Annotated in this window: 21 protein-coding genes; 13 read left to right on the forward strand and 8 right to left on the reverse strand. The window is 75.4% G+C overall.

What is annotated here, in order from left to right; translation table 11 throughout:
* The first annotated feature begins 36 nt into the window (after nt 1–36).
* Both LFA75_RS19950 and LFA75_RS19955 read left to right on the forward strand, forming a co-directional pair.
* Nucleotides 37–378: a DUF3099 domain-containing protein gene (locus LFA75_RS19950; RefSeq protein ID WP_225235338.1), complete on the forward strand. Its 342-nt coding sequence runs from the start codon at nt 37–39 to the stop codon at nt 376–378.
* Nucleotides 375–599: a DUF3039 domain-containing protein gene (locus LFA75_RS19955; protein ID WP_091249592.1), complete on the forward strand. Its 225-nt coding sequence runs from the start codon at nt 375–377 to the stop codon at nt 597–599. The genes LFA75_RS19950 and LFA75_RS19955 overlap by 4 nt, the downstream gene beginning before the upstream one ends.
* A 1-nt stretch (nt 600) precedes the next feature.
* On the opposite strand, the gene LFA75_RS19960 is transcribed toward LFA75_RS19955, so the two are convergent.
* From LFA75_RS19960 to ppgK, 3 genes are all read right to left on the reverse strand, one after another.
* The gene (locus LFA75_RS19960) at nt 601–1,749 is read right to left on the reverse strand and encodes a YihY/virulence factor BrkB family protein (RefSeq protein ID WP_225235339.1); all 1,149 of its coding nucleotides are present in this window, start codon (nt 1,747–1,749) and stop codon (nt 601–603) included.
* 56 nt (nt 1,750–1,805) lie between these two features.
* Entirely contained in the window at nt 1,806–4,130 is a 2,325-nt protein-coding gene (locus LFA75_RS19965) for a VanW family protein (RefSeq protein ID WP_455428464.1), read from the reverse strand.
* Complete coding sequence (gene ppgK, locus LFA75_RS19970; RefSeq protein WP_225235340.1) at nt 4,022–4,765, reverse strand: polyphosphate--glucose phosphotransferase; 744 nt, start codon at nt 4,763–4,765, stop codon at nt 4,022–4,024. The genes LFA75_RS19965 and ppgK overlap by 109 nt, the downstream gene beginning before the upstream one ends.
* Before the next feature lie 52 nt (nt 4,766–4,817).
* On the opposite strand from ppgK, the gene LFA75_RS19980 reads away from it, so the two are divergent.
* Complete coding sequence (locus LFA75_RS19980) at nt 4,818–5,654, forward strand: inositol monophosphatase family protein (protein WP_263639395.1); 837 nt, start codon at nt 4,818–4,820, stop codon at nt 5,652–5,654.
* On the opposite strand, the gene LFA75_RS19985 is transcribed toward LFA75_RS19980, so the two are convergent.
* Both LFA75_RS19985 and LFA75_RS19990 read right to left on the reverse strand, forming a co-directional pair.
* Nucleotides 5,651–6,187 (reverse strand): LytR C-terminal domain-containing protein, encoded by a 537-nt coding sequence (locus tag LFA75_RS19985; protein ID WP_225235341.1) that lies wholly within the window; start codon nt 6,185–6,187, stop codon nt 5,651–5,653. The genes LFA75_RS19980 and LFA75_RS19985 overlap by 4 nt on opposite strands.
* A 58-nt stretch (nt 6,188–6,245) precedes the next feature.
* The gene (locus tag LFA75_RS19990) at nt 6,246–7,292 is read right to left on the reverse strand and encodes a phosphotransferase family protein (protein WP_225235342.1); all 1,047 of its coding nucleotides are present in this window, start codon (nt 7,290–7,292) and stop codon (nt 6,246–6,248) included.
* A gap of 269 nt (nt 7,293–7,561) precedes the next feature.
* On the opposite strand from LFA75_RS19990, the gene LFA75_RS19995 reads away from it, so the two are divergent.
* The 6 genes from LFA75_RS19995 to LFA75_RS20020 are packed head-to-tail and all read left to right on the forward strand — an operon-like array spanning nt 7,562 to nt 11,080.
* The gene (locus LFA75_RS19995) at nt 7,562–7,861 is read left to right on the forward strand and encodes a DUF4193 domain-containing protein (protein WP_225235343.1); all 300 of its coding nucleotides are present in this window, start codon (nt 7,562–7,564) and stop codon (nt 7,859–7,861) included.
* Nucleotide 7,862: 1 nt separating this feature from the next.
* Nucleotides 7,863–8,729: a hypothetical protein gene (locus tag LFA75_RS20000; RefSeq protein ID WP_225235344.1), complete on the forward strand. Its 867-nt coding sequence runs from the start codon at nt 7,863–7,865 to the stop codon at nt 8,727–8,729.
* Between the two features lie 9 nt (nt 8,730–8,738).
* Nucleotides 8,739–9,224, forward strand: a complete 486-nt coding sequence (dut, locus tag LFA75_RS20005; protein ID WP_225235345.1) for a dUTP diphosphatase — start codon at nt 8,739–8,741, stop codon at nt 9,222–9,224.
* A 1-nt stretch (nt 9,225) separates the two neighbouring features.
* The gene (locus tag LFA75_RS20010; RefSeq protein WP_225235346.1) at nt 9,226–9,936 is read left to right on the forward strand and encodes a DUF3710 domain-containing protein; all 711 of its coding nucleotides are present in this window, start codon (nt 9,226–9,228) and stop codon (nt 9,934–9,936) included.
* Entirely contained in the window at nt 9,933–10,310 is a 378-nt protein-coding gene (locus tag LFA75_RS20015; protein WP_225235347.1) for an OB-fold nucleic acid binding domain-containing protein, read from the forward strand. The genes LFA75_RS20010 and LFA75_RS20015 overlap by 4 nt, the downstream gene beginning before the upstream one ends.
* The gene (locus LFA75_RS20020; RefSeq protein WP_225235348.1) at nt 10,307–11,080 is read left to right on the forward strand and encodes a DUF3159 domain-containing protein; all 774 of its coding nucleotides are present in this window, start codon (nt 10,307–10,309) and stop codon (nt 11,078–11,080) included. The genes LFA75_RS20015 and LFA75_RS20020 overlap by 4 nt, the downstream gene beginning before the upstream one ends.
* Here the strand turns inward: LFA75_RS20020 and LFA75_RS20025 are convergent.
* Both LFA75_RS20025 and LFA75_RS20030 read right to left on the reverse strand, forming a co-directional pair.
* A complete protein-coding gene (locus tag LFA75_RS20025; RefSeq protein ID WP_225235349.1) occupies nt 11,077–11,742 on the reverse strand; it encodes a potassium channel family protein in 666 nt (221 codons plus the stop codon). The two genes, LFA75_RS20020 and LFA75_RS20025, sit on opposite strands and share 4 nt — an antisense overlap.
* A complete protein-coding gene (locus LFA75_RS20030) occupies nt 11,742–12,410 on the reverse strand; it encodes a potassium channel family protein (protein ID WP_225235350.1) in 669 nt (222 codons plus the stop codon). The genes LFA75_RS20025 and LFA75_RS20030 overlap by 1 nt, the downstream gene beginning before the upstream one ends.
* A gap of 122 nt (nt 12,411–12,532) precedes the next feature.
* On the opposite strand from LFA75_RS20030, the gene LFA75_RS20035 reads away from it, so the two are divergent.
* Both LFA75_RS20035 and LFA75_RS20040 read left to right on the forward strand, forming a co-directional pair.
* Nucleotides 12,533–14,572 carry an APC family permease gene (locus LFA75_RS20035; protein WP_225235351.1) on the forward strand — a complete coding sequence of 680 codons (2,040 nt, stop codon included), beginning with the start codon at nt 12,533–12,535 and terminating at the stop codon, nt 14,570–14,572.
* Nucleotides 14,565–15,827 (forward strand): class I SAM-dependent RNA methyltransferase, encoded by a 1,263-nt coding sequence (locus tag LFA75_RS20040; RefSeq protein WP_225235352.1) that lies wholly within the window; start codon nt 14,565–14,567, stop codon nt 15,825–15,827. The genes LFA75_RS20035 and LFA75_RS20040 overlap by 8 nt, the downstream gene beginning before the upstream one ends.
* Here LFA75_RS20040 and LFA75_RS20045 read toward each other — a convergent pair.
* Nucleotides 15,824–17,641, reverse strand: a complete 1,818-nt coding sequence (locus tag LFA75_RS20045; RefSeq protein WP_225235353.1) for a glycosyltransferase family 39 protein — start codon at nt 17,639–17,641, stop codon at nt 15,824–15,826. The two genes, LFA75_RS20040 and LFA75_RS20045, sit on opposite strands and share 4 nt — an antisense overlap.
* A 134-nt stretch (nt 17,642–17,775) precedes the next feature.
* Between LFA75_RS20045 and LFA75_RS20050 the strand changes: the two genes are divergently transcribed.
* Together LFA75_RS20050 and LFA75_RS20055 are read left to right on the forward strand one after the other, a co-directional pair.
* On the forward strand, nt 17,776–19,107 hold the full coding sequence (locus LFA75_RS20050) for an alpha/beta hydrolase (RefSeq protein WP_225235354.1): 1,332 nt from the start codon (nt 17,776–17,778) through the stop codon (nt 19,105–19,107).
* Nucleotides 19,104–21,725: bifunctional lysylphosphatidylglycerol flippase/synthetase MprF (locus tag LFA75_RS20055; RefSeq protein ID WP_225235355.1), on the forward strand; the 2,622-nt coding region annotated here is incomplete at its 3' end. The genes LFA75_RS20050 and LFA75_RS20055, both read left to right, overlap by 4 nt.

Below are 21,725 nucleotides of genomic sequence, written 5' to 3' on the forward strand. Positions count from 1 at the left end.
GCCCCCCGCTGCCCAGACGGTGGCACCATGGCGGGGGTGACGTCGAGCCGGGAGCCATCCCCCCGCAACGAGCCGGTGCTGATCACCGAGGCGCAACCCAGCCTCGGCGACCAGCACGCCGCGCGGAAGAAGCGCTACGTGGTGACCATGCTGATCCGCATGGTCAGCCTGCTGCTGGCTGCGGCGTTCTACCAGACCATCTGGCTGATGGCCGTGTTCGCCGTCCTGGGCACCGTGCTGCCGTGGGTCGCCGTGGTCATGGCCAACGACCGGCCGCCGAAGAAGAAGCTCGCCGTCAACCGGTACCAGGTGCCCGCCCCGGACCGCATCCTGGAGAGCCGGGCCGGCAGCGGGCGGGTCATAGACTCGGAGGCGTGAGCACCGAGACCCTGGAACGCCCGGACGTCCGCGAAGACACCACCTCGCAGCCGCCGGAGGTCTTCCACTACGTCAAGAAGAACCAGATCGCCGAGAGCGCCGTCATGGGCACGATGGTCGAGGCCCTGTGCGGCGAGGTCTTCCCGGTGACCAAGAGCCCCAAGCCGGGCAGCCCGGTCTGCGAGCCCTGCAAAGAGGTCTACGCCCAGCTGAAGAAGTGAGCTAGCGCAGCCCGAGCTTGCGGGCCTCGAGCTCGATCTTGGCGGCGCGGCGGCGGCGACGGCGGCGGTCGTGCCGGCGCTGCGCGGCCGGCCAGCGGGCCTCGACGGTGGCGTTGAGCTCGGCGCCCAGCAGGATCGCCATGCCCAGGAAGAAGCAGAACAGCAGGGCGGCGATCGGGGCGGCCAGCGCACCGTAGGGCAGCGCGGTGGTGAGCACGTCGGCCACGTAGGAGCGCAGCAGCAGCGCCGCGGTCAGGAAGAACGCCGCCGCGAAGGCCGCACCCAGCAGGTGCCGCAGCCACGGCAGCCGGCGGGGCAGCGTCACGTGGTAGAAGCTCGTCAGCGCCAGGACCAGCATGACCAGCACCAGCGGCCAGTAGACGGCGTTGACCAGCACGGTCGCGGTGCCCTGGATGCCTTCGGGCAGCAGCGCGACCAGGGACGTGCGGCCCAGCACCAGCAGGGGCAGCGACAGCACCGCGATCACCAGCGCCACCACGAACAGGCCCAGCGCCATCAGCCGGGTGCGGATCGGGCCGCGCACGTCGCGCTGGTCGTAGGCGATCACCGTGGTGTTCATGAACGTCGCGGTAGCCGAGGACCCAGCCCACAGCGACAGCAGGAAACCCAGGCTGACCACGTCCAGCCGCCCGGAGCCAAGGATGTCGGTCAGGGTGGGCTGCACCAGCGTCTGGACGACGGTGTCGGTCAGGCCCTCCGAGGCCAGCTGCACGAGCCGGTCCTCGATCTCGGTGACCGACTCCTGCCCGATGAACGAGCCCAGGTACCCCAGCGACCCCAGCAACCCGATCAGCAGCGGCGGGACCGACAGCACCTGCCAGAACGACGCCTCGGCCGACAGCCCGAGGATGCGGTCCTGCCACGCCTTGGCCAGGGTCCGGCCGAGCACCTGCAGGGGCACCCGCAGCACGGTGGGCAGCCGGGCCACGACCTGGCCGGGGCGCCAGCCGCGGTGCGGCTCGGGCGGGTCGACGTCCCGGGCGGGGTCGTCGTCGGCCACCGGGACAGCGGTGCCCGCGGGGCCGGCGGGTTCGTCGTCCCTGGTCGGGTCGTCGTCGCCGGAGGCCCCGCCGTCCCCTGTCAGGTCACCGGCCGGTGCCGGGGAGCCCGAGGGCAGGACGGTCGCCACCCGGCCAGTGTGCAGGAGCGCCGGGCCCGGCGTGTCGACACGCCCACCCGAACGGGTCAGGCGGCTCGCCAGGGCCGACCCACCCGGGACGGACGGCGACCGGTCGGCTGGGCCGGGGCGCCCGGCGCGGTGCCCGACGGTGCCGGCGCCTCCACCGGCACGCAGCGGATCACCGGCTCGGCCGCGTAGCGGGTCTGGAAGTCCTCGGTGCTGATCTGGGCGCCGCTGACCGGGTCCTCGAAGATGCGGGTGACGGTGATGTCGAAGCCGTTGGCGCCGCCCTGCGGGTTGCAGCTGCCGTCGTCGGGCTTCTCCTGCACGACCGGCGTCCGGACGTTGTACCGGTCGCTGCTGACCGACTCGATCTCGTAGCGCTTGGTGCCCCAGAAGGTCACCGTGATCGACCCGCCGGCCACCCACTCGGTCTGCACGTAGATCCCGGTCGGGCTGTCGTTGCGCCACTGCAGGTCGATCGAGTCGTAGTAGACGGTGGCCTCGCGGCCGGCCGGGTAGCGGCTGATGTAGTAGCTGTGCGGCTTGTGGTAGACGTCCTCGAGGCCGGCGAAGAAGACCGCGTTGAACATCGTGGTGGCGAACTGGCTGATGCCGCCGCCCACGGCCTGGGTGAACTCGCCGTTGTTGATCACACCGGCCGGCACGTAGCCCTCGGCCTCGCCGCGCGGACCGGTGTAGCCGTTGAGGCTGAACGTCTCGCCGGGGAGCACGACGGCGCCGTCGACGAACTCGGCCACCACGCGGATGTTGGTGCCGCTGGCACCGCTGGTGAAGTTCGTGGTGAACGAGCTGACCTGCTCCACGATCCCCAGCGCGTTCGCCTCGTCGGTGGTGAAGTCCGCCGGCACGGCGCCCAGGCTGGCGGTGACCTCGCGGGGCGCCGGCTGCTGGAGCACCGGCAGCAGGGACGCGGCGAGCGCGTTCGGGTCGACGCCGGTGCCGTCCACGGAGGGGACGACGGCGATGGCGTCGCCGGAGACCTCGAACCGGGCGTCCTCGGCGGGGGTGCCGAAGTCGCCGAGCTGGTCGCCGAGCGCGGTCTGCAGCGCGCCCGGGTCCAGGCTGACGTCCAGGGCGCCGCCGTCGCCGGCGGCGAACACCAGCGCGCCGGCGATGCCCTCGGGGTCCAGCTCGGCGGTCGTGCCGTCGTCCCCGGTCACGGTGACCGGGGCGGCCAGCGCCGGGGTGACCACGTCGTCCAGCGCCTGCTGGGCGGCCGCCTCGTCCACCTGGACGTCGACGGTGTCGACCGGCAGCTCGATCGGGGTCTCCGGGTCCCCGCCGGACGCCAGGGCCTCGGTCACGGCGTCGGCGGCGGCCGTGCGGTCGAGCTGGCGGCCGGTCACCGGGGGGACGACGGTGGCGGTGGTGCCCTCGACGGCGATGCCGGCATCGGCGGGGGCGCGGTCGACGGTCTCGGCGAACGCGTCGAGCTGGGCGGTCAGCGCGGTCTCGTCGCCGGTGATGACCGGTTCGACCTCGCGCTCGCCGAACAGCGACACCAGCCGGGTCCACGGGTTCAGCGGCTGCCCGGAGGCGGCCTGCACGGTGCCGTCGACGTCCAGGGTGATGCCGGCGGTCGCGGGGGACAGCACGCCCTGGACGTCGTCGGCGACCAGCACGTGGTCGGCGGTGACCCGCGGGGCGAGCTGGTCGGACAGCTCGGTGGCGGCGGCGCTGGGGGACAGGCCCCCGATGTCCACGCCGGCCACCACGGTGTTGCGGGGGACGTCGTCGCCGGCCACCAGCAGGTCGGCGCCGTAGGCGACGCCCAGCACCAGCAGCAGCCCGGCGGGCACCAGGACGGCGGGACGGCGCCAGCGGCTGCGGGTGGGCTGCTCCGTGGCGCCGAGGTGGGTGTCTGCGGCGGGTGCCGCCACGGGCTCGGCGCGGTCGTCGTGGGGCAGGTCGTCGACGCGGGTCTCGTCGGCGGTCCAGGTGTCGTCGACGGGGGGCAGGGCCGCGGTCTCGGGTGCGGGGGGCTCGTCGGCCGGCTGCTGCTCGGCGGTGGGCTGGTGCNTGGTCGGCTTGCTCCGGGTGGGGCGCTTGCCCGCGGCGGTGCGGGGCGCGGGGGTGCGGGCGCCGGCCTCGGCGACCTCGGCGGTGGGCTTGACAGCGGGCACTCGAGTTCCTTCCCGTGCAGCGTCGCGTCCCCCGGGCCGGTGGCGGAGGGGAGCGCCGTCAGTGTAGCGACGGTCACCCCCGGCTCCCCGGGTATCCGGCACGGCACCGCCCCGGAAGCGGGGCGGTGCGCCGGCTACTGCCCGATGCGCTGCTCGGCGGCCAGTGCGGCACCCACGATGCCGGCGTCGTTGAGCAGCTCGGCCGGCACCACCCGGGTGCGGGTGGACAGCAGCGGCACCCACTTGTGCGCCTTCTTGCTGACCCCGCCGCCGACCACGATCAGGTCGGGCCAGATGCCCCGCTCGAGGGTGTCCAGGTACCGGTCGACCCGCTTGGCCCAGTCGGGGTAGGAGAGGTCCTCGCGCTCGCGGGCGGCGGCCGAGGCGGCCTTCTCGCCGTCCTTGCCGTCGACCTCGATGTGGCCCAGCTCGGTGTTGGGCACCAGGTGGCCGTCGATGAACAGCGCGCTGCCGATGCCGGTGCCGAAGGTCAGCATCAGCACCAGGCCGCGCTGGCCCTTGCCGGCGCCGTAGGCCATCTCGGCGAGGCCCGCGGCGTCGGCGTCGTTGAGGGTCTGCACGGTGCCGGGGATCCGGCTCTCGACCGAGGCGGCCATGTCGGTGCCGATCCACGAGGCGTCCATGTTGGCGGCGGTGTAGGCCACGCCGCTCTTCATGACGCCGGGGTAGGTCACCCCGACCCGTCCCTCGTAGCCGAACTGGCCGACGACCTCGCCGATCACGTCGCACACCGCGTCCGGCAACGCCGGCTGCGGGGTGGGGATCCGGACCCGTTCCCCGATGAGCTCACCCCGATCGAGGTCCACCAGGCATCCCTTGATGCCGCTGCCGCCGACGTCCACTCCGAAGCCCTGCACGCGGGCAGGGTATGCGGTCGGTGTCCGCAGCGGCACCGGCAGGATCACCCGGGTGACCGCCACCCCCGCACCCGGTGCCCCCGCGTCCCTCGTCGACGAGCTGCTGGCCCTCGCCCTCGCCACCGCCGGGGAGGCGGCCGCGCTGGTCGCCGCCGGCGCGGCCGGGGCCGCCGACGACGTGCAGAGCAAGACCACCGCCGTCGACGTGGTGACCGCCGTGGACAAGGCCAGCGAGCGGCTGGTGGTCGACCGGCTGCTCGGTGCCCGCCCGGACGACGGCGTGCTCGGCGAGGAGGGCGCCTCCCGGACCGGCACCAGCGGGGTGCGCTGGGTGGTGGACCCGATCGACGGCACCGTGAACTTCCTCTACGGGCTGGGCTCCTACGCCGTCTGCATCGCCGCCGAGGTGGACGGCGTCGTCGAGGTGGGCGTGGTCGCCGACGTCCCCACCGGGGAGACCTTCGCCGCCGTGCGCGGCGGTGGTGCCTGGGTGCTGCGCGACGGCGTCCGGACCGAGCTGCGCTGCTCGGCGCCGGTGGACCTGGAGCACACCCTGGTGGCCACCGGGTTCGCCTACGACCGGGACATCCGCGCCCGGCAGGGTCGGGTGCTGGCCCGGGTGCTGCCCGAGGTCCGGGACGTGCGGCGCTGGGGCTCCGCGGCGGTGGAGATCTGCCTGGCCGCCGCGGGCCGGGTGGACGCCTACTTCCAGCTGGACCTCAAGCCCTGGGACCACCTGGCCGCCGACCTGGTGGCCGCCGAGGCGGGCCTGCAGGTCGAGGTGCTCACCGGCTTCGGGGCCGGTGACCCATTGGTGCTGGCCGCGGCGCCGTCGGTGGCCGGGCCGTTCCTGGACCTGGTCCGCTCGGCGCACGAGCAGGAGGCCTAGCAGGCGGCGGAGGCGCTCACCTCGGCGCCGAGGGCTGCGGCGACCTGGTCCTGGGTGGCCAGGTCGGCGTACTCCGGGCCGATCACGACGTCGACGACCGCGGTGGTGCGGGTGTCCGGGTAGTCCGTGGCCCCGGGCAGGTACAGCCCGACGTAGTTGGCCGTGGAGGCCCCCCGGGCGCCGAACCGGAGCTCGCCCACCCCGGTGACCTCGCGGCCGGTCGGGTCGTTGGCGATCTCGGTGACCACGAACCCGCGCGACTGCAGCGTGGTGGCCACCGTCTGGGCCAGCCCCGCGGTGTCGGTGGCGTTGAGCACCCGGAGCTCGACGGTGGTCGGGTCCAGCGACGGCGGTGCCTCCGCGGCGGTGCTGCAGGCGGCCGCGGTGTCCTGGGCCATGGCCTCGGCGTCCCGGAAGACGTTCCACCACACGCCGAGCGCGGCCAGGGCCAGCACCAGCAGCAGGATCACCGGGATCATCGGCCGTCGGTCCCGCTTGGTGCGCGGCGGTCGCCGGTCGCTGGTCTCGCTCAACTGCGCTCCACTCGGGGAGGGACGGGGGCAGCCGGGATCCTAGTGGCGGTCGCCGGGGTCAGACCGCACCGTCCTCGAGCGCGGCGCGTCCCAGCTCGACGCACGGACCGATCTTGTCCGCGTAGCCGGTGCTGTCCTTGCCGGCCATCGCTCCGGCGGCCGACCGGGCGACGATGCCGGCCAGGATCGCGGCGAACTTGAAGTAGGCGAACCCGACGTACCAGGACAGGTCGCCCAGGTCGGTGCCGGTGCGCTCGGCGTACCGCTGCGCGACCTGCGCCCGCGTGGGGAAGCCCGGCAGCGCGGTGACCGCCGACAGGGCCACGCCGCGCTCCTCGCCGGCCTCGGGCCAGTAGACGAAGAGCATGCCCAGGTCGGTCAGCGGGTCGCCGAGGGTGGACATCTCCCAGTCCAGGACCGCGCGCACCCGACCCGGGACGTCGGGGTCCAGCAGGCAGTTGTCCATCCGGTAGTCCCCGTGCACGATGCCGCTGCGCGCGGTGGTCGGCACCGTCGCCGCCAGCCGGGCGGCGAGGGCGTCCAGGCCGGGCCGGTCGGTGTCCCGGGTCGCCTCCCACTGCGTGGTCCAGCGGCGCACCTGGCGGGCCAGGAAGCCCTCGGGCCGGCCGAAGTCGCCCAGGCCCACCGCGGCGGCGTCCACGGTGTGCAGGTCGGCGAGGACGTCGACCAGCCCGTCGCCCAGCGCCCGGCGCTCGGCCTCGGTGTCGGCGTAGCCGGCGGGCAGCTCGTCGACCACGTGCACGCCGACCACCCGCTCCATCACGTAGAAGGGGGCGCCCAGCACCGCCTCGTCGGTGCACAGGTGCAGGGTGCGCGGCACCGGGACCGGCGTCCCGGCCAGGCCGCTGATCACCTTGTGCTCGCGGACCATGTCGTGCGCGGTGGCCAGCACGGCCCCGGTCGGCGGTCGGCGGAGGATCACCGCGTCCTCGGGCCGGCCGCCCCGGGGGGTCACCACGTAGGTCAGGTTGGACATGCCCGCGGCGATGAGGTCGACGTCCACCTCGCGCCACCGGTCGTCGTCGAGGACGGTGGCCAGGTAGGGGCCGACGACCCCTGGATCAGCACCCACGGTGGCGGTCATCGGCGCAGGGTAACCTCTGCCGCCCCTGCCCCGGACACCCCTGCGCCAGGGCTGTGCGGCAGCACTCACCGGTTCGGTCCGGCCGCGGTGTGTGACGGTCGCCGGTCCGGGCACAAACCCGGGGTCCGCCACGTTGGGGGCCCTGCCGGAGTCCCCGCGGCACCGACCGCAGGGACCCGTCCAGGACGGCCCCAGACCACGGTGGCCGGGACGGCGGCACACAGCACCCCGGGCCGAGGGCCCGGACGACGAAGGAAGAGGGGCACACCATGGCCACCGACTACGACGCCCCACGACGCAACGAGTCCGACGAGCTCGGCGAGGACTCGCTGGAGGAGCTCAAGGCACGACGGGCCGAGGCGCAGTCCTCGTCCGTCGACGTCGACGAGACCGACTTCAACGAGGCGCTCGAGCTGCCCGGGGCGGACCTGTCCAACGAGGAGCTCACCGTCCGGGTGCTGCCGAAGCAGGAGGACGAGTTCACCTGCTCCAGCTGCTTCCTGGTCCACCACCGCAGCCGGCTGGCCAGCACCAAGGGCGACCGGCTGATCTGCCGCGACTGCGCCTGAGGTGACCCTGCCGCCGCGGGACGTCCCGCCGCCCCGCCCCGTCGAGCCGGAGCCGACCACCGGACCGCTGGCGCGGGCCGCGCGGTCGGTGGCCGACGCGGTGGGCGGGTTGCTGGGTGACCGGCCCGACGGCGAGGAGCCGGCGGGCAAGGGCGGCCGGGCCGGGGCAGTGCTCCGGGACGTCGTCACCGCCGTCGGCACCGCGGCCCGCGGCGCCGGTGGCACCGACGAGACGGGCAAGGCCTCGGGCTCGGGCTCGGGCTGGCACCCGGGCACGGTGCTCACCGACCTGCTGCACGCCGCGGCCCCCCGGCTGCCGATCCGGGACGGCGCCCGCCTGCGGGCCGCCCACCCCGGGCAGGACGAGGCCGCGATCGCCGACGCCCTGGTCACCCGGTACGCCCGAATCACCGCGGGCATCGGTGCGGCCACCGGCGGGCTGACCGCCGCGCAGTGGTTCGCCCCGCCGTCGATGGTCGCGCTGCCGCTGGAGCTCGGGGCCGAGACGGTGCTGGTGGCCGCCGTCGAGGTGGTCCTCATCGGCGAGCTGCACGAGCTGTACGGCCGGCCCGCCGAGGGCGACGCCCGGGCCCGGGCCGGTGCCTACCTGACCAGCTGGACCCGGCAGCGCGCCGTGGAGTCCGGTCCCGGCGGCGGCGGGCTGATCGCCACCCTGGGCAGCGCCGGGGTCAACGCGCTGCGCCGCCGGGTGACCCGCCGGCTGGCCCGCAACGTGTCCTCGGCCGCGCCGCTGCTGCTGGGCGCCGGTCTCGCCGCGCGCAGCAACCGCAAGGCCACCGGCCAGCTCGCCGAGGCCGTGCTCGCCGACCTCCGTGCCACCGGTCTCCGCGCCCCCGGCCGGGGCTAGCCTCGCCCCGTGCCGAACCCGCTGGAGATCCCGGTCACCCTGGCGCAGGGCGCCGTCCTCCCCGCGTACGCGCTGCCCGGGGACGCCGGTGCTGACCTCGTGGTCACCGAGGACGTCGAGCTGGCCCCGCACCAGCGGGCGCTGGTCGGCACCGGGGTGGCGGTGGCGATCCCGGAGGGGTATGCCGGGTTCGTGCACCCCCGCTCCGGGCTGGCCCACCGGCTCGGCCTGGGCATGGTCAACGCCCCGGGCACCATCGACGCGGGCTACCGCGGCGAGATCAAGGTCAACCTGGTGAACACCGACCCGGTGACGACCATCCGGCTCCGCCGCGGCGACCGGGTGGCCCAGCTGGTCGTGCAGCCGGTCGTGCAGGTGGTCTTCGCCCCGGTGGCCGACCTGCCCGCCAGCACCCGCGGCACCGCGGGGCACGGATCCACCGGTGGGCACGGCCCCGACGGGCCGACCACCACCACGACAGAGGGGCAGGCCTGAGATGCCGTTCGGACGACGGCGCAACCGGATCGAGCGCAGCGTGCGGGAGCGGGGCGTCCCGCCCGAGCCGCAGGTCCGCGAGCGGGACCGCGAGGAGACCACCGGCCCCTGGGACGCCGCCGACGCGCCCGAGGACGGCGTGCCCCGGGTCGACCTGGGGTCGCTGCGCATCCCCGCCGTCCCCGGCATGGAGCTGCGGGTCGACGTCAACGCCCAGCAGAAGGTGATCGGGGCGAGCCTGCGCGCCGGGGACTCCCTGCTGCAGGTGTCGGCGTTCGCCGCACCGCGGGCCGGCGGCATCTGGGAGAGCGTGCGGGGCGACCTGGCGACCAGCGCCAGCGGCCAGGGCGGCTCGCTGTCCGAGCGCGAGGGCACCTTCGGGACCGAGCCCGCCGGGTTCATCACGGCCCGCCCGCCGCCGCAGCCGGGGCAGACCACGCCCGCCCCTCCGGTCCGCCGGGCCGCCCGGTTCGTCGGCGTCGACGGCCCGCGGTGGTTCCTGCGCGGCATGATCAGCGGTCCCGCGGCCGAGAGCCCCGAGGCCGGGGCGGCGCTGGAGTCGGCCTTCCGCAGCATCGTGGTGGCCCGGGGCGCCGAGCCGATGCCGGTGCGCGAGCAGCTGCCGATGACGCTGCCGGCCCAGGCCGCCCAGCAGGTCGCCGCCCAGCAGGCCGCGGCGAAGGACCGCAACGGTCCTACGCTGGGGTCGTGACCGAGACACGTCCCAAGGGCTGGCTGTCCAAGACGCTGGCCAAGCTGACCGCCGACGACGCGACGATCGACGCGCAGGAACTGCAGTCCGACGTCGCCAGCGCCGGCTGCGAGCCGGTCGGCAGCTGCCAGAAGGGCAAGGTCGTCGCGGTGACCGGCCGGCTCCGGTCGGTCGTCTACACCCCCCGCGAGACCGTCCCCACGCTGGAGGCCGAGCTGTTCGACGGCTCCGGCTCGGTGACGCTGGTCTGGCTGGGACGCCGGCGCATCCCGGGCATCGAGCCCGGCCGCACCCTCACCGCCCGCGGCCGGTTCGCCTCCTTCGAGGGCCGCAAGGTCATCTACAACCCCTGGTACGAGCTGGGCGCCGGGTGACCCGTCCCGCCGGGCGCAAGCCCACGGCGTTCGACCGCGACCTGGTGCTGGACTCCCTCGGGGGCTGGCGCGGCATGGTCGACGTGTCGCTGCCGACCATCGCCTTCGTGGTGGCCAACGGCTTCGGCGGGCTCACCGTCGGCATCTGGGCCGCGCTGGGCACGGCCCTGCTGGTCTTCGCCCTGCGGCTGCTGCGCAAGGAGAGCCTGCAGCAGGCCTTCAGCGGGCTGATCGGCGTGGCCATCGCGGTGGCCATCGCACGGGCGTCGGGGGAGGCCCGCGACTTCTTCGTGGTCGGCCTGATCCGCAACGCCGGCCTCGGCGTGGTGCTGCTGGGCTCGGCGTTGGTGCGCTGGCCGCTGGTCGGCGTGGCCGCGGAGTTCCTGGCCCCGAGCCACCTGGGCTCCATGGTCGGCCACAGCCTCAAGGGCTCGCTGCGGTCCCGCGCCCGCGAGCGGGTGGCCGAGGTGCGTGCCGAGGACCGTGCGCAGGACGACGCGCCGGTGGAGAAGCAGCCCGACGCCGCACCCGAGCGGCACTGGCGCACCGACCGGCGGGTCATGCGGGTCTACACCTGGCTGACCCTGCTGTGGGCGGCCACCTTCGTGGTGCGCGCCGTGGTGCAGGGGTTCCTGTACTGGCGCGACGAGGTGGCCCTGCTGGGCACCTCGTCGCTGGTCCTGGGTCTGCCGGTGACCGGGGCGGCGCTGGTGGTCACGCTGTGGGCGGTCGCCCGCCTGCACCGCCACCGCGCCGCCGAGACGCCCTAGGAGCGCTTCCCGGAGAGGACCTCCTGGAGGTCCTCCTCGACGTCCCCGTGCATGATGAACAGCAGCTCGTCGCCGGCCTCGAGGGGCTCGTCGGGGGTCGGGGTGATGACCCGCTCGCCGCGCAGGATGGCGGTCAGCACGGTCTCCCGGGGCAGCGGCACGTCGCGCAGCGGCCGGCCCACCCACGGGGTGTCCTCGGCCAGGGTGATCTCGGTCAGGTTGGCGGCGCCCTTGCGGAAGCTCATCAGCCGGACGACGTCGCCGACGGTGACGGCCTCCTCGACCAGGGCGGCGAGCACCCGGGGCGTGGACACGGCGACGTCGACCCCCCAGGCGTCGGTGTAGAGCCACTCGTTGCGCGGGTCCTTGACCCGGGCGACCACCCGGTTCACCGCGAACTCGGTCTTGGCCAGCAGCGAGACGACCAGGTTGGCCTTGTCGTCACCGGTCGCGGCGATCACCACGTCGCAGGTGGCCAGGTCGGCCTCCTCCAGGGCGGTCACCTCGCACGCGTCGGCCTGCACCCACTCGGCGCCGGGCACGGCCTTGGCGCGCACCTTGGCCGCGTTCTTCTCGATGAGCATGACGGCGTGGCCGTTGCCCAGCAGCTCCCCGGCGATGGAGCGGCCGACGGCGCCGGCGCCCACGATGGCCACGCGCATCAGTGCTGCCCTCCCACGGGTGCGTTCTCCACCGCGTCGTGCACGGCGACGGCGATCTCGTCGGTGGCGGCCACCACCAGGTGGTCCCCGGTCTGCAGCACGGTGCTGGGCCGCGGCAGCTGGGCCTCGCCGAAGCGCACCAGCCACGCCGCGCGGGCGCCCGAGGCCTTCTCCAGGTCCGCCAGCGGCCGGCCCACCCAGCCGTCGGTGACGGTGACCCGCATGAGCAGCACCTTGCCGGTGGGCTCGCGCCAGATCTCGGTGACCTTGACGCTGAGCAGCTCGCGCATGAGCCGGCTGACCGTCCACGGCACGGTGGCGACGCTGGGGATGCCCATCCGCTCGTAGACCTCGGCCCGCTTGGAGTCGTAGATCCGGGCGACGACGTGCTCGACGCCGAAGGTCTCCCGGGCGACCCGGGCGCTGATGATGTTGGAGTTGTCGCCGCTGCTCACCGCGGCGAAGGCGCCGGCGGAGTCGATGCCGGCGTCCAGCAGCGTCTGGCGGTCGAACCCCAGCCCGGTGACCTGGCGGCCGTTGAACTCGGGACCCAGCCGGCGGAAGGCCTCGGCGTTCTGGTCGATGACCGCGACGCTGTGCCCGATCTCCTCCAGCCGCCGCGCGATGGCCGAACCGACGCGGCCGCAGCCCATGACGACCACGTGCACGTGCACTCCCCGCAGGTCCTGCCGGCCGGCGCGGACCGCCGGGCCGTACAGCGCGCGAAGCTACACCGGCGACATGACACGGGCGGGGCCGCGTGCACATGCACCGTCCGTACCATCGCCGCGTGCCCACCCTGTCCGACCTCGGGCAACTCCCCAAACGCCTCGTCCTCGGCCGTCCGGTCCGCAGCGACAAGGCGGGGGAGTCGCTGCTCCCCAAGCGCCTGGCGCTGCCGATCTTCGCCAGCGACCCGCTCTCCTCGGTGGCCTACGCCACCCAGGAGATCCTCATCGTGCTGACCCTGGCCGGGACGGCGTTCCTGTTCCTGGCCCCGTGGCTGGCCGTCGCCGTCGTCGTCCTGCTGGTCGTGGTGGTGCTGTCCTACCGCCAGGTGGTGCACGCCTACCCCTCCGGCGGCGGGGACTACGAGGTGGCGGCCAAGAACCACGGCCGGTTCGCCTCGCTGGTGGTGGCCAGCGCGCTGCTGACCGACTACGTGATGACCGTCGCGGTGTCGGTCAGCTCGGGCACCGACAACATCATCTCGGCGTTCCCGGCGCTGGCGGAGCACCGCGTGCTCATCGCCGTCGCGCTGGTGGCGTTCCTGGCCGCGGCGAACCTGCGCGGGCTGCGGGAGTCGGGCAAGAGCTTCGCCGTCCCCACGTACCTGTTCGTGGCCGGCATCCTGGTGATGGTCGTCACCGGTCTCGTCAAGTACTTCTTCACCGACGCCTCGCTGGTCGCCGAGAGCGCGTCGTACACGATCACGCCCGAGCCCGGCTACGACAACCTGGCCGGCGTCGCCCTGCTGTTCTTCGTGCTGCGCGCCTTCGCGTCGGGCTGCACCGCGCTGACCGGGGTGGAGGCCATCGCCAACGGGGTGCCGGCCTTCCGGCCGCCGAAGTCGAAGAACGCGGCCACCACGCTGGCGCTGATGGGCGGGATCGCGGCCGCCATGTTCGCCGGCGTCACCGCGCTCGCGCTGTTCGCCGGGGTCAAGTACGCCGAGTTCCCCTGCGACCTGGAGGGCTTCACCGACTGCGAGACCGAACCGCAGCGCACGGTCATCGCCCAGGTCGCCAGCGCCGTGTTCGGCGGCGACACCTCGGTCGGGTTCTTCTACATCCAGGCGGCCACCGCGCTGGTGCTCATCCTGGCCGCCAACACCGCCTTCAACGGCTTCCCGCTGCTGGGCTCGGTGCTCGCCCAGGACCGGTTCATGCCCAAGCAGCTGCACACCCGCGGGGACAAGCTGGTCTACAGCAACGGCATCCTGCTGCTGTCCGGCTTCGCCGTGGTGATGATCGTGGCCTTCCAGGCCGACTCCACCCGGCTGATCCAGCTCTACATCGTCGGGGTGTTCACCAGCTTCTCGATCGGCCAGTGGGGCATGGTCCGGCACTGGAACCGGGAGATGAAGACCGTCGAGGGCGCCGAGCGCTCCCGGATGCGGCGGGCCCAGGTCATCAACACCCTCGGCGGCACGATCACCACGATCGTGCTGGTGATCATCGTGCTCACGAAGTTCACCCGCGGCGCCTGGATCGTCATCGTCGCGATGCCGTTCATCTACCTGCTGATGCGTCAGATCAACCGGCACTACAGCCAGGTCGCCGACCAGCTGGTGCCCAGCGGTGACTCCCGGACGCTGCCCTCGAAGGTGCACGCGGTCGTGCTGGTGAACAAGGTGCACAAGCCCACGCTGCGGGCGCTGGCGTTCGCCCGGGCCACCCGCCCGGACCAGCTGACGGCGCTCACGGTCAACGTGGACGAGGCCGACACCCGGGCGCTGCAGGCGGACTGGGAGCGCTACGACATCCCGGTGCCGCTGACGGTCCTGGACTCGCCGTACCGGGAGATCACCCGGCCGGTCCTGGACTTCGTCAAGGACATCCGTCGGGACAGCCCGCGCGAGCTGGTCGTCGTCTTCATCCCGCAGTACGTGGTCGGGCACTGGTTCGAGAACGTGCTGCACAACCAGAGCGCGCTGCGGCTGCGCGCCCGGTTGCAGTTCCAGCCCGGCGTCATGATCACCACCGTGCCCTGGCAGCTGGAGGGCTCCCGCGACCGCGAGGAGGACCTGCGGCGCCTGGACGGCGGGGTTGCCCCGGGCGACCTGCGCCGGGGGTTCGCGGACAACCCGGCGGACGGACCGCGTGGCTGACCGGCCCGACGCCCCGACCTGGCTGGGGGACCGCTTCGAGGTCACCGTCGGGCCGGTCGCGCACGGTGGGCACTGCGTCGCCCGGCACGAGGGCCGGGTGGTCTTCGTCCGGCACGCGCTGCCCGGCGAGCGGGTGGTCGTCGCCGTCACCGAGGACCGGCACCCCGGCTACTGCCGCGCGGACGCCGTCGAGGTGCTCGACGCCTCCCCGGACCGGGTCGAGCGGCCCTGCCCCTACTCCGGCCCCGGGAAGTGCGGCGGTTGCGACTGGCAGCACGTGGCACCCGAGGCCCAGCGGCGGCTCAAGGGCGACGTGGTCACCGAGCAGTTCGCCCGGCTGGCCGGCATGGACGTGTCCCTGGACGTCGAGGAGCTGCCCGGCGGGCCGCTGCGCTGGCGCTCCCGGGCGCGGTTCGCCGTCGACCGCACCGGCCGCCCCGGGCTGCGGCCGCACCGCTCCCGCGAGGTCGTCGTCCTCGACGACTGCCCGATCACCGTCGAGCCGGCCGTCGAGGCCGTGCTGGGCCGGCGGTGGGACGGCGCGGGCGCCGTCGACGTGGCCGTCGACTCGGTGGGCGGGGTGACCACCACGACCCTGGACCGCCGCGGGCACCCGCAGTCCACCCGCGTCGTCCGGCCCACCGGGGCCGCGTCGTCGGCGGCCACCGGCTCGCGGGCCGAGCGGAAGGCCTGGCACCGGGACTGGCAGGGCGAGGGCACCGGCTTCTGGCAGGGCCACCCCGCGGCCGCGGGCGCGCTGGTTGGGGCGGTCGCCGGGTTCGCCGGCGTCCGGCCCGGCGAGCGGGTGCTGGACCTGTACGCCGGCGCGGGGCTGTTCGGCGGCTCGCTGGCCCCCGGGGTCGGTCCCGACGGCCAGGTGATCTGCGTGGAGTCCGACGCCGGTGCTTGCGCCGCCGCCTCGGACAACCTGTCGGACCTGCCGCAGGCCGAGGTCTGGCAGGGCGACGTGGACGCCGAGGGCCTCACCGACCTGCTGGCCGAGCTCGACGGCCCGCCCGACGTCGTGGTGCTCGACCCGCCCCGGTCCGGTGCCGGCCGTGAGGTCAGCGCCGTGCTGGCCGACACCCGGGCCCGCGCCGTGGTCTACGTGGCCTGCGACCCGGCCTCGCTGGCCCGCGACGTCGCGGTGTTCGCCGAGGCCGGCTGGCGGCTGACCGGCCTGCGGGCCTACGACGCCTTCCCCATGACCGCGCACGTGGAGTGCGTCGCGCTGCTGGAGCCGGCGGCCGACTAGCCCGACGCCTGGCCACCGGCCAGCGGCGACAGGTCGTACAGGTCGGTGTCGCCGGCCGGGACCGGCGTCCCGTGCGCCTTGACCCACTGCAGGATCCGCGAGGCGTCGGGACCGCCGCCGGTGCCGGCCACGTAGTAGTGGATCCGGTGCGCGGCGACGTCGGCCTCGAACCCCGGCAGGGTCAGCGTCGGGTCCTGGCCGGAGAAGCCGCCGATGTCCATCACCGGGACGCCGGCCGCCAGCTGCACCGCGGCGCCGTGGTGCCCGGTGGTCGCCGCCGCCCAGGTGTAGCCGGCCGCGCCGTCCCGCAGCAGCTGCACCGCGGCCTGGGTGACCCCGGGCCCGTCCGGGCGCCCGCCGTGCCAGCCGCCCGCGGTCAGCGGGGGAGGGGTGGCGAAGACGTTGCTGCTCTGGTGGACCGCCGACGCCGTGCCCACCGACCACAGCAGCGGCCCCAGGACGACGGCGAGCACCGCGGCGGCCGCGAACGCCGTCCGGGCACCGCGGCGCAGGGCCAGCAGGGCGCCCGCGACCAGCACCAGCAGGACGCCGCCGAGGACCAGGGCGGCACCGGGGTGGTGCCAGTGCGTCAGCACCACCGCCCCGGCCCACGCCGCGGCGGCGACCAGGCCGGCGGCCAGCACCCGGCGGCCGCCGGTGCCGGCGCGCCACAGCTGGGTGCTGCCGACGGCGACCAGGGCGGCGGCGGCCGGGGCCAGCTGGACGGCGTAGTAGCTGTGCTCGATGCCCTTCATCACGCTGAGGACGCCGGCGGTGACCCCCAGCCAGCCGCCCCACAGCAGCAGGGCACCGCGCACCCGGTCGGTCCGGGCCGCGCGCGCGGTCAGCAGCAGCCCGGCGACCAGCGCGGCGGCCGCCAGCGGCAGGTACCAGCCCGCCTCGTCGCCGCCGGACCCCAGCAGCCGCCAGATGCTCGACGAGCTCTGGTGCAGCCCGCCACCGCCGGCGGTCTCGTCCCCGTCCAGCCGGCCCAGCCCGTTGTAGCCGAACGCCAGGCTCAGCGGGCTGTCGTCGGTGGTGCTGCCCACCCACGGCCGGTCGGCGCGCGGCACCAGGGCGACGGCCAGCACCCACCAGCCGGCCGCGACGACCAGCGCGGCCCCGGCCGCCACCAGCTGGCCGACCCGGCGCCGCAGCCGGGGCGGCCCGGCGACCAGGTAGGCCCCGGCCAGGCCCGGCAGCACCAGGAACGCCTGCAGCGACTTGGTCAGGAAGGCCAGGCCGACGAACGCGCCGGCCAGCACCAGCCAGCGGGTGCGGCCGTCCTCGACCGCCCGGCCCACCGCCCACGCGGCCAGCACGCACAGCAGGGTGAGCAGCGCATCGGGGTTGTCGTAGCGGAACATCAGCGTCGCCACCGGGGTGACGGCCAGCAGCGTCCCCGCCAGCACGCCCGCCCAGGGGCCCAGCCCGCGGCGCCCCGTCGCCGCCAGCACCGCGACCGCCAGCACCCCCATCAGCGCCTGCGGCAGCAGCACCGACCAGCTGGACAGGCCGAGCAGCCGGACCGACAGGCCCATCACCCACAGCGCGGCCGGGGGCTTGTCCACGGTGACCGAGCCCGGGGCGTCCGAGGCGCCGAAGAACCAGGCCGACCAGCTCGAGGCACCGGCCTGCGCGGCCCCCGCGTAGAAGGCGTTGCCCCAGCCGGACCGGGGCAGCGCCACGGTGTACAGCGCCGTCGTCCCGGCGAGCAGCGCGGCCAGGGCCACCTGGTCCGGACGCGGACGGCGGCGCGGGCCGGCCGCGTCGGGAGCGGCCGGGGCGGGGGCCGGGGCGTGCAGCAGGGTCACGGCTGTGGATCGTGCGGCCGGTGGCTGGCAACCAGCTCCGCCCCGGCTGTGGACCTGCCCCCGGTGCCCCGTCCCGGTGGTGTGCAGCCGGCTCACAGCTGATCTCCCGGGTCCCCGCAGCCCGCACCTGGACGGTGCTGCTGTCGATCGAGGAGGACATCGTGCTCAGCCACCTGTGGCGTTGGTTCGTCGGACTGCACCTGGTCTCCGGGGGCCTCTACGTCACCCTCGTCGTCGTCCTGTTCGTCGGGCTGGCGGCGCTGCTGGTCACCCACCGGGACCGGCGCTGGTTCACCCGCCGGGTCCCGGTCGCCGTGCTCGCCGCCCTGGTGCTGGTCGGCCTGGCCCAGCTCGCGCTGGTCGTGACCAAGCCCTTCCCGGACGGGTTGCCGTGGGTGGTGCCGCTGTGGATCGGCCTGGGCCTGCTCGGGATCACGCTGGCCGTGGCCGGCTGGCCCCGGCTGCGCTGGTGGCGGCGGGGGCTCACGGTGCTGGCGCTGGTCGGCGTGCTGCTCGGTGCGGCCAACAACGTCAACGTGGTCTACCAGCCCTTCCCCACGGTCGCCGCGGCCCTGCAGCTGCCGCCCTACGACCAGGTCGACGCCGGGGAGGTGCTGACCGAGGACGCCGTGTCGACGGCGAGCCTGGCCGACTGGACGCCGCCGGCCGGGATGCCCGACACCGGCGCCCTCACCCAGGTGGACATCCCGGCCACCGCCTCGGGCTTCCCGGCCCGCCCGGCCTGGGTCTACCTGCCGCCGGCCTACCTCAGCTCCGACCGGCCGGCCCTGCCGGTGCTGGTGCTGCTGGGCGGGCAGCCGGGCAGCCCGCGGGACTGGATCGACGGCGGCCAGCTGGCCCACCGGCTGGACGCGTGGGCGGCCGCGCACCACGGCCTGGCGCCGGTGGTGGTCATGCCCGACGACCTGGGCGGCGAGGGCAGCAACCCGCTGTGCCTGGACTCCGCGCTGGGCAAGGCCGACACCTACCTGGCCCAGGACGTGCCGACCTGGATCACCCAGCACCTGCAGGTCGACGCCGACCACGCGCACTGGGCCGTCGGCGGCTTCTCCTACGGAGGCACCTGCGCCCTCCAGCTGGCCACCAACCACCCGGACCTGTTCCCGACGCTGCTGGACGCCTCCGGGCAGCGGGCCCCCACCCTGGGCAGCGCCGCGGACACGCTGCAGGCCTCGTTCCCCGGCGACCAGGCCGCCCTGGACGCGGTCGACCCGCTGCACCTGCTCGCCGCCCGGCAGTACCCGGACCTGGCCGCCTACCTGGTGGTCGGCAAGGACGACGACGACTACCGGCCGCAGACCGAGGAGGTCGCCGCCGCGCTGGAGGGGGCCGGTGCGTCCGTGGTCACCACCGAGCTGCCCGGCGGGCACTCCTGGGACGTCTGGGGGCCCGGTCTCGAGGGCGCCCTGCCGTGGCTGGCCCAGCGGCTGGGGCTGCCGGCATGAGCGCGCGGGTGCGCCGGGCGGCCGCCGCGCTGCGCCGGGTGCCGCTCACCGCGGCCCTGCTGGTGGTGCTGGTCGCGGGCGCCGCGCTGGGCACCGGGGCGGCGCTGGGCACCGGGGCGCGCGCGCTGGGGGAGGGCCGCTGGTGGACGCTGCTCACCGCCGGGCTGACCGTGGCGACGCCGGCCGGCACCCTGGTCGCGCTGCTGCTGGTCGCCGGCCTGCTCGGCCCGGTCGAGCACCGCTGGGGCACCCGGTGGACGGCGACGGCGCTGGTGCTCGGCCAGGTCGGCGCCGGGCTGGTCGGTTCGGGGGTCTCCGCGCTGCTGGCCGCCACCGGGGACCGCTGGGGGGTGCACCTGGCCGGCGCGCTGGTGGTCGGCCCGCTGCCCGGCGTCCTCGCCGCGGTGGCGGCCGCCTCGGCCCGGGCCACCCCGCTGGTGCGCCGCCGGGTCCGGGTCGTCCTCGGGGTCGGGCTGACCATGCTGGTGCTCTACGGCGGCACCGGCGGCGACGTGCACCGGCTGGCCGGGTGGGGCGTCGGCCTGCTGGCCGGCGAGCTGTTGCTGCGCCGCCGCGGCGGACGGGTCGAGCGCGGCCCGGTCAGCCGGCGGGAGTCCCGCGCGCTGGTCGCCCTGGTGGTGGCCGCGTCCGCCGTCGGTCCGCTGGTCGCCGCGCTGGCCCGCAGCTCGAACGGCCCGTGGTCGGTGGTCTCTCACCTGTTCGTCTCCGGTGCGCCCGACGCCGGCACGCTGCGCCAGGTCTGCGGCACCGCCCGCGAGCTCGCCGACTGCCGGGTGCTGACCGGCCGCTCGCACCTGGCCGGCCTGGGCCCGGCCCTGCTGTCGGCGCTGCCGGCGCTGGTGCAGCTGGTGCTCGCCGAGGGGCTGCGCCGCGGACGGCGGGCGGCCTGGGTCGGTGCGGTGGTGTTCTCCGCGGTGCTCGCCGCCGTCGGCGGGGCCGTGGTCACCGCGGTGCTGCGCGACCCGGACGCTGCCCTGACCGCGCTGGGCACCCCTCGGGGCGGCCTGCCGGTGGTGGCCGTGTGGGCCCCGCTGGCCGCCCCGGCGGCGGTGCTGGTGCTGCTGCTGCTCACCCGGAGCCGCTTCCCGGTGCCCGCGGCGCCGGGCACCGCCCGTCGCTGGGCGGCGCTGGCCGGCGGCGGGCTGGGTGTGGTGGTGCTGGCGTACCTGGGGGCCGGGGTGCTGCTGCGCGGGGAGTGGGCGACGCCGCCGACCGTGGGCCGGCTGCTGCTGGACCTGCCGGCCCGGATGCTCCCGCCGGGGTGGCTGGGCGAGGTGCTGCCCAGCCTGGCCCCGCTCCGCGGCGCGGCCCGGGTGCTGGCGAACTGGACCGGGGTGGCTTGCTGGGCGGTCCTGGTGGGGTCGGCGTGGGTCGTCGTCCGGCCGGCCGTGCCCAGCGGGGACGCCGCCCGGGCCCGCGCCCTGGTCGACCGGCACGGCGACGGCGCGCTGTCGTTCATGACCACCTGGGTGGGCAACCGCTGGTGGTTCAGCGAGGACGGGCAGGCCGTGGTCGCCTTCCGGGTGGTCGGCGGGGTCGCGCTCACGACCGGCGACCCGGTGGGCCCGCCGGACGCCCGGGCGCGGGCGGTGCCGGAGTTCACCGCCTGGTGCCTGGGCCGGGGCTGGACGCCGTGCTGGTACTCCGTCACCGACGGGGTCGTCCAGGCGCTGCCCGGCGCCCGCCGGGTGCAGGTGGCCAGCGAGACCTGGCTGCCGCTGGGCGGGCTGGCCTTCACCGGCAAGAAGTGGCAGGACGTCCGGACGGCGGTCAACCGGGCCGCGCGGGACGGCGTGCAGGCGGTCTGGGTGCGCTGGTCGGAGGCGCCGCTGGCGCTGCGCGAGCAGGTGGCCCGGTCCTCGGAGGAGTGGCTGGCCGGCAAGGGGCTGCCCGAGATGGGCTTCACCCTGGGCGGCCTCGACGAGGCGGCCGACCCCGCCGTCCGGTGCCTGCTGGCGGTCGGCGCCGACGGCCGGGTGCACGGCGTCACCAGCTGGCTGCCGGCCAACCGGGACGGCGTCCGGGTGGGCTGGACGCTGGACCTCATGCGCCGCAGCCCCGGCTGCCCGCCCGGCACGATGGAGTTCCTGGTGGGCACCGCGGCGCTGACCTTCCAGGAGGAGGGGGCGGAGTTCGTCAGCCTGTCCGGCGCCCCGCTGGCCTTCCCCGGCGGCAGCGCCGAGGACGACGCCCTGGCGCGGCTGCTGGAGGCCACCGGCCGGTTGATGGAGCCGGTGTACGGGTTCCGCTCGCTGCTGTCGTTCAAGGCGAAGTTCCAGCCGCAGCACCGGCCGCTGTGGCTGGTGCACCTGGACACCGCCGACCTGCCGCGGATCGCCCGGGCGGTCTCCCGGGCCTACCTGCCGCACCTGTCGGTCGTGCAGGCGGTCCGGCTGGGCCGGGCGGTGGTCGCCGGTCGTCGGCCCCGCCGTCCGGCGCCGGCCCCGGCCGCGCCGCCGGCGGAGCTGGTCGGGTCGGGGCCCCGGGGAGGCCGTCTCTTTTTCACATCCGAACGGGCCGGCGGTACGCCGTGGGTAGGCCTCCGGGGGCCCGCAGTAGTTGAAACAACAAGCCGCGTCGATCAGCGGTCGCGTCGC

The organism is Klenkia terrae (assembly GCF_900491935.1).
Lineage (GTDB): Bacteria > Actinomycetota > Actinomycetes > Mycobacteriales > Geodermatophilaceae > Klenkia > Klenkia terrae.

Excerpts from the sequence above, each read along its gene's own strand:
- LFA75_RS19990 (WP_225235342.1), bottom strand. The coding sequence starts at position 7,292 with ATGACCGCCACCGTGGGTGCTGATCCAGGGGTCGTCGGCCCCTACCTG.
- LFA75_RS19995 (WP_225235343.1), top strand. The coding sequence starts at position 7,562 with ATGGCCACCGACTACGACGCCCCACGACGCAACGAGTCCGACGAGCTC.
- LFA75_RS20010 (WP_225235346.1), top strand. The coding sequence starts at position 9,226 with ATGCCGTTCGGACGACGGCGCAACCGGATCGAGCGCAGCGTGCGGGAG.
- LFA75_RS20025 (WP_225235349.1), bottom strand. The coding sequence starts at position 11,742 with ATGCGCGTGGCCATCGTGGGCGCCGGCGCCGTCGGCCGCTCCATCGCC.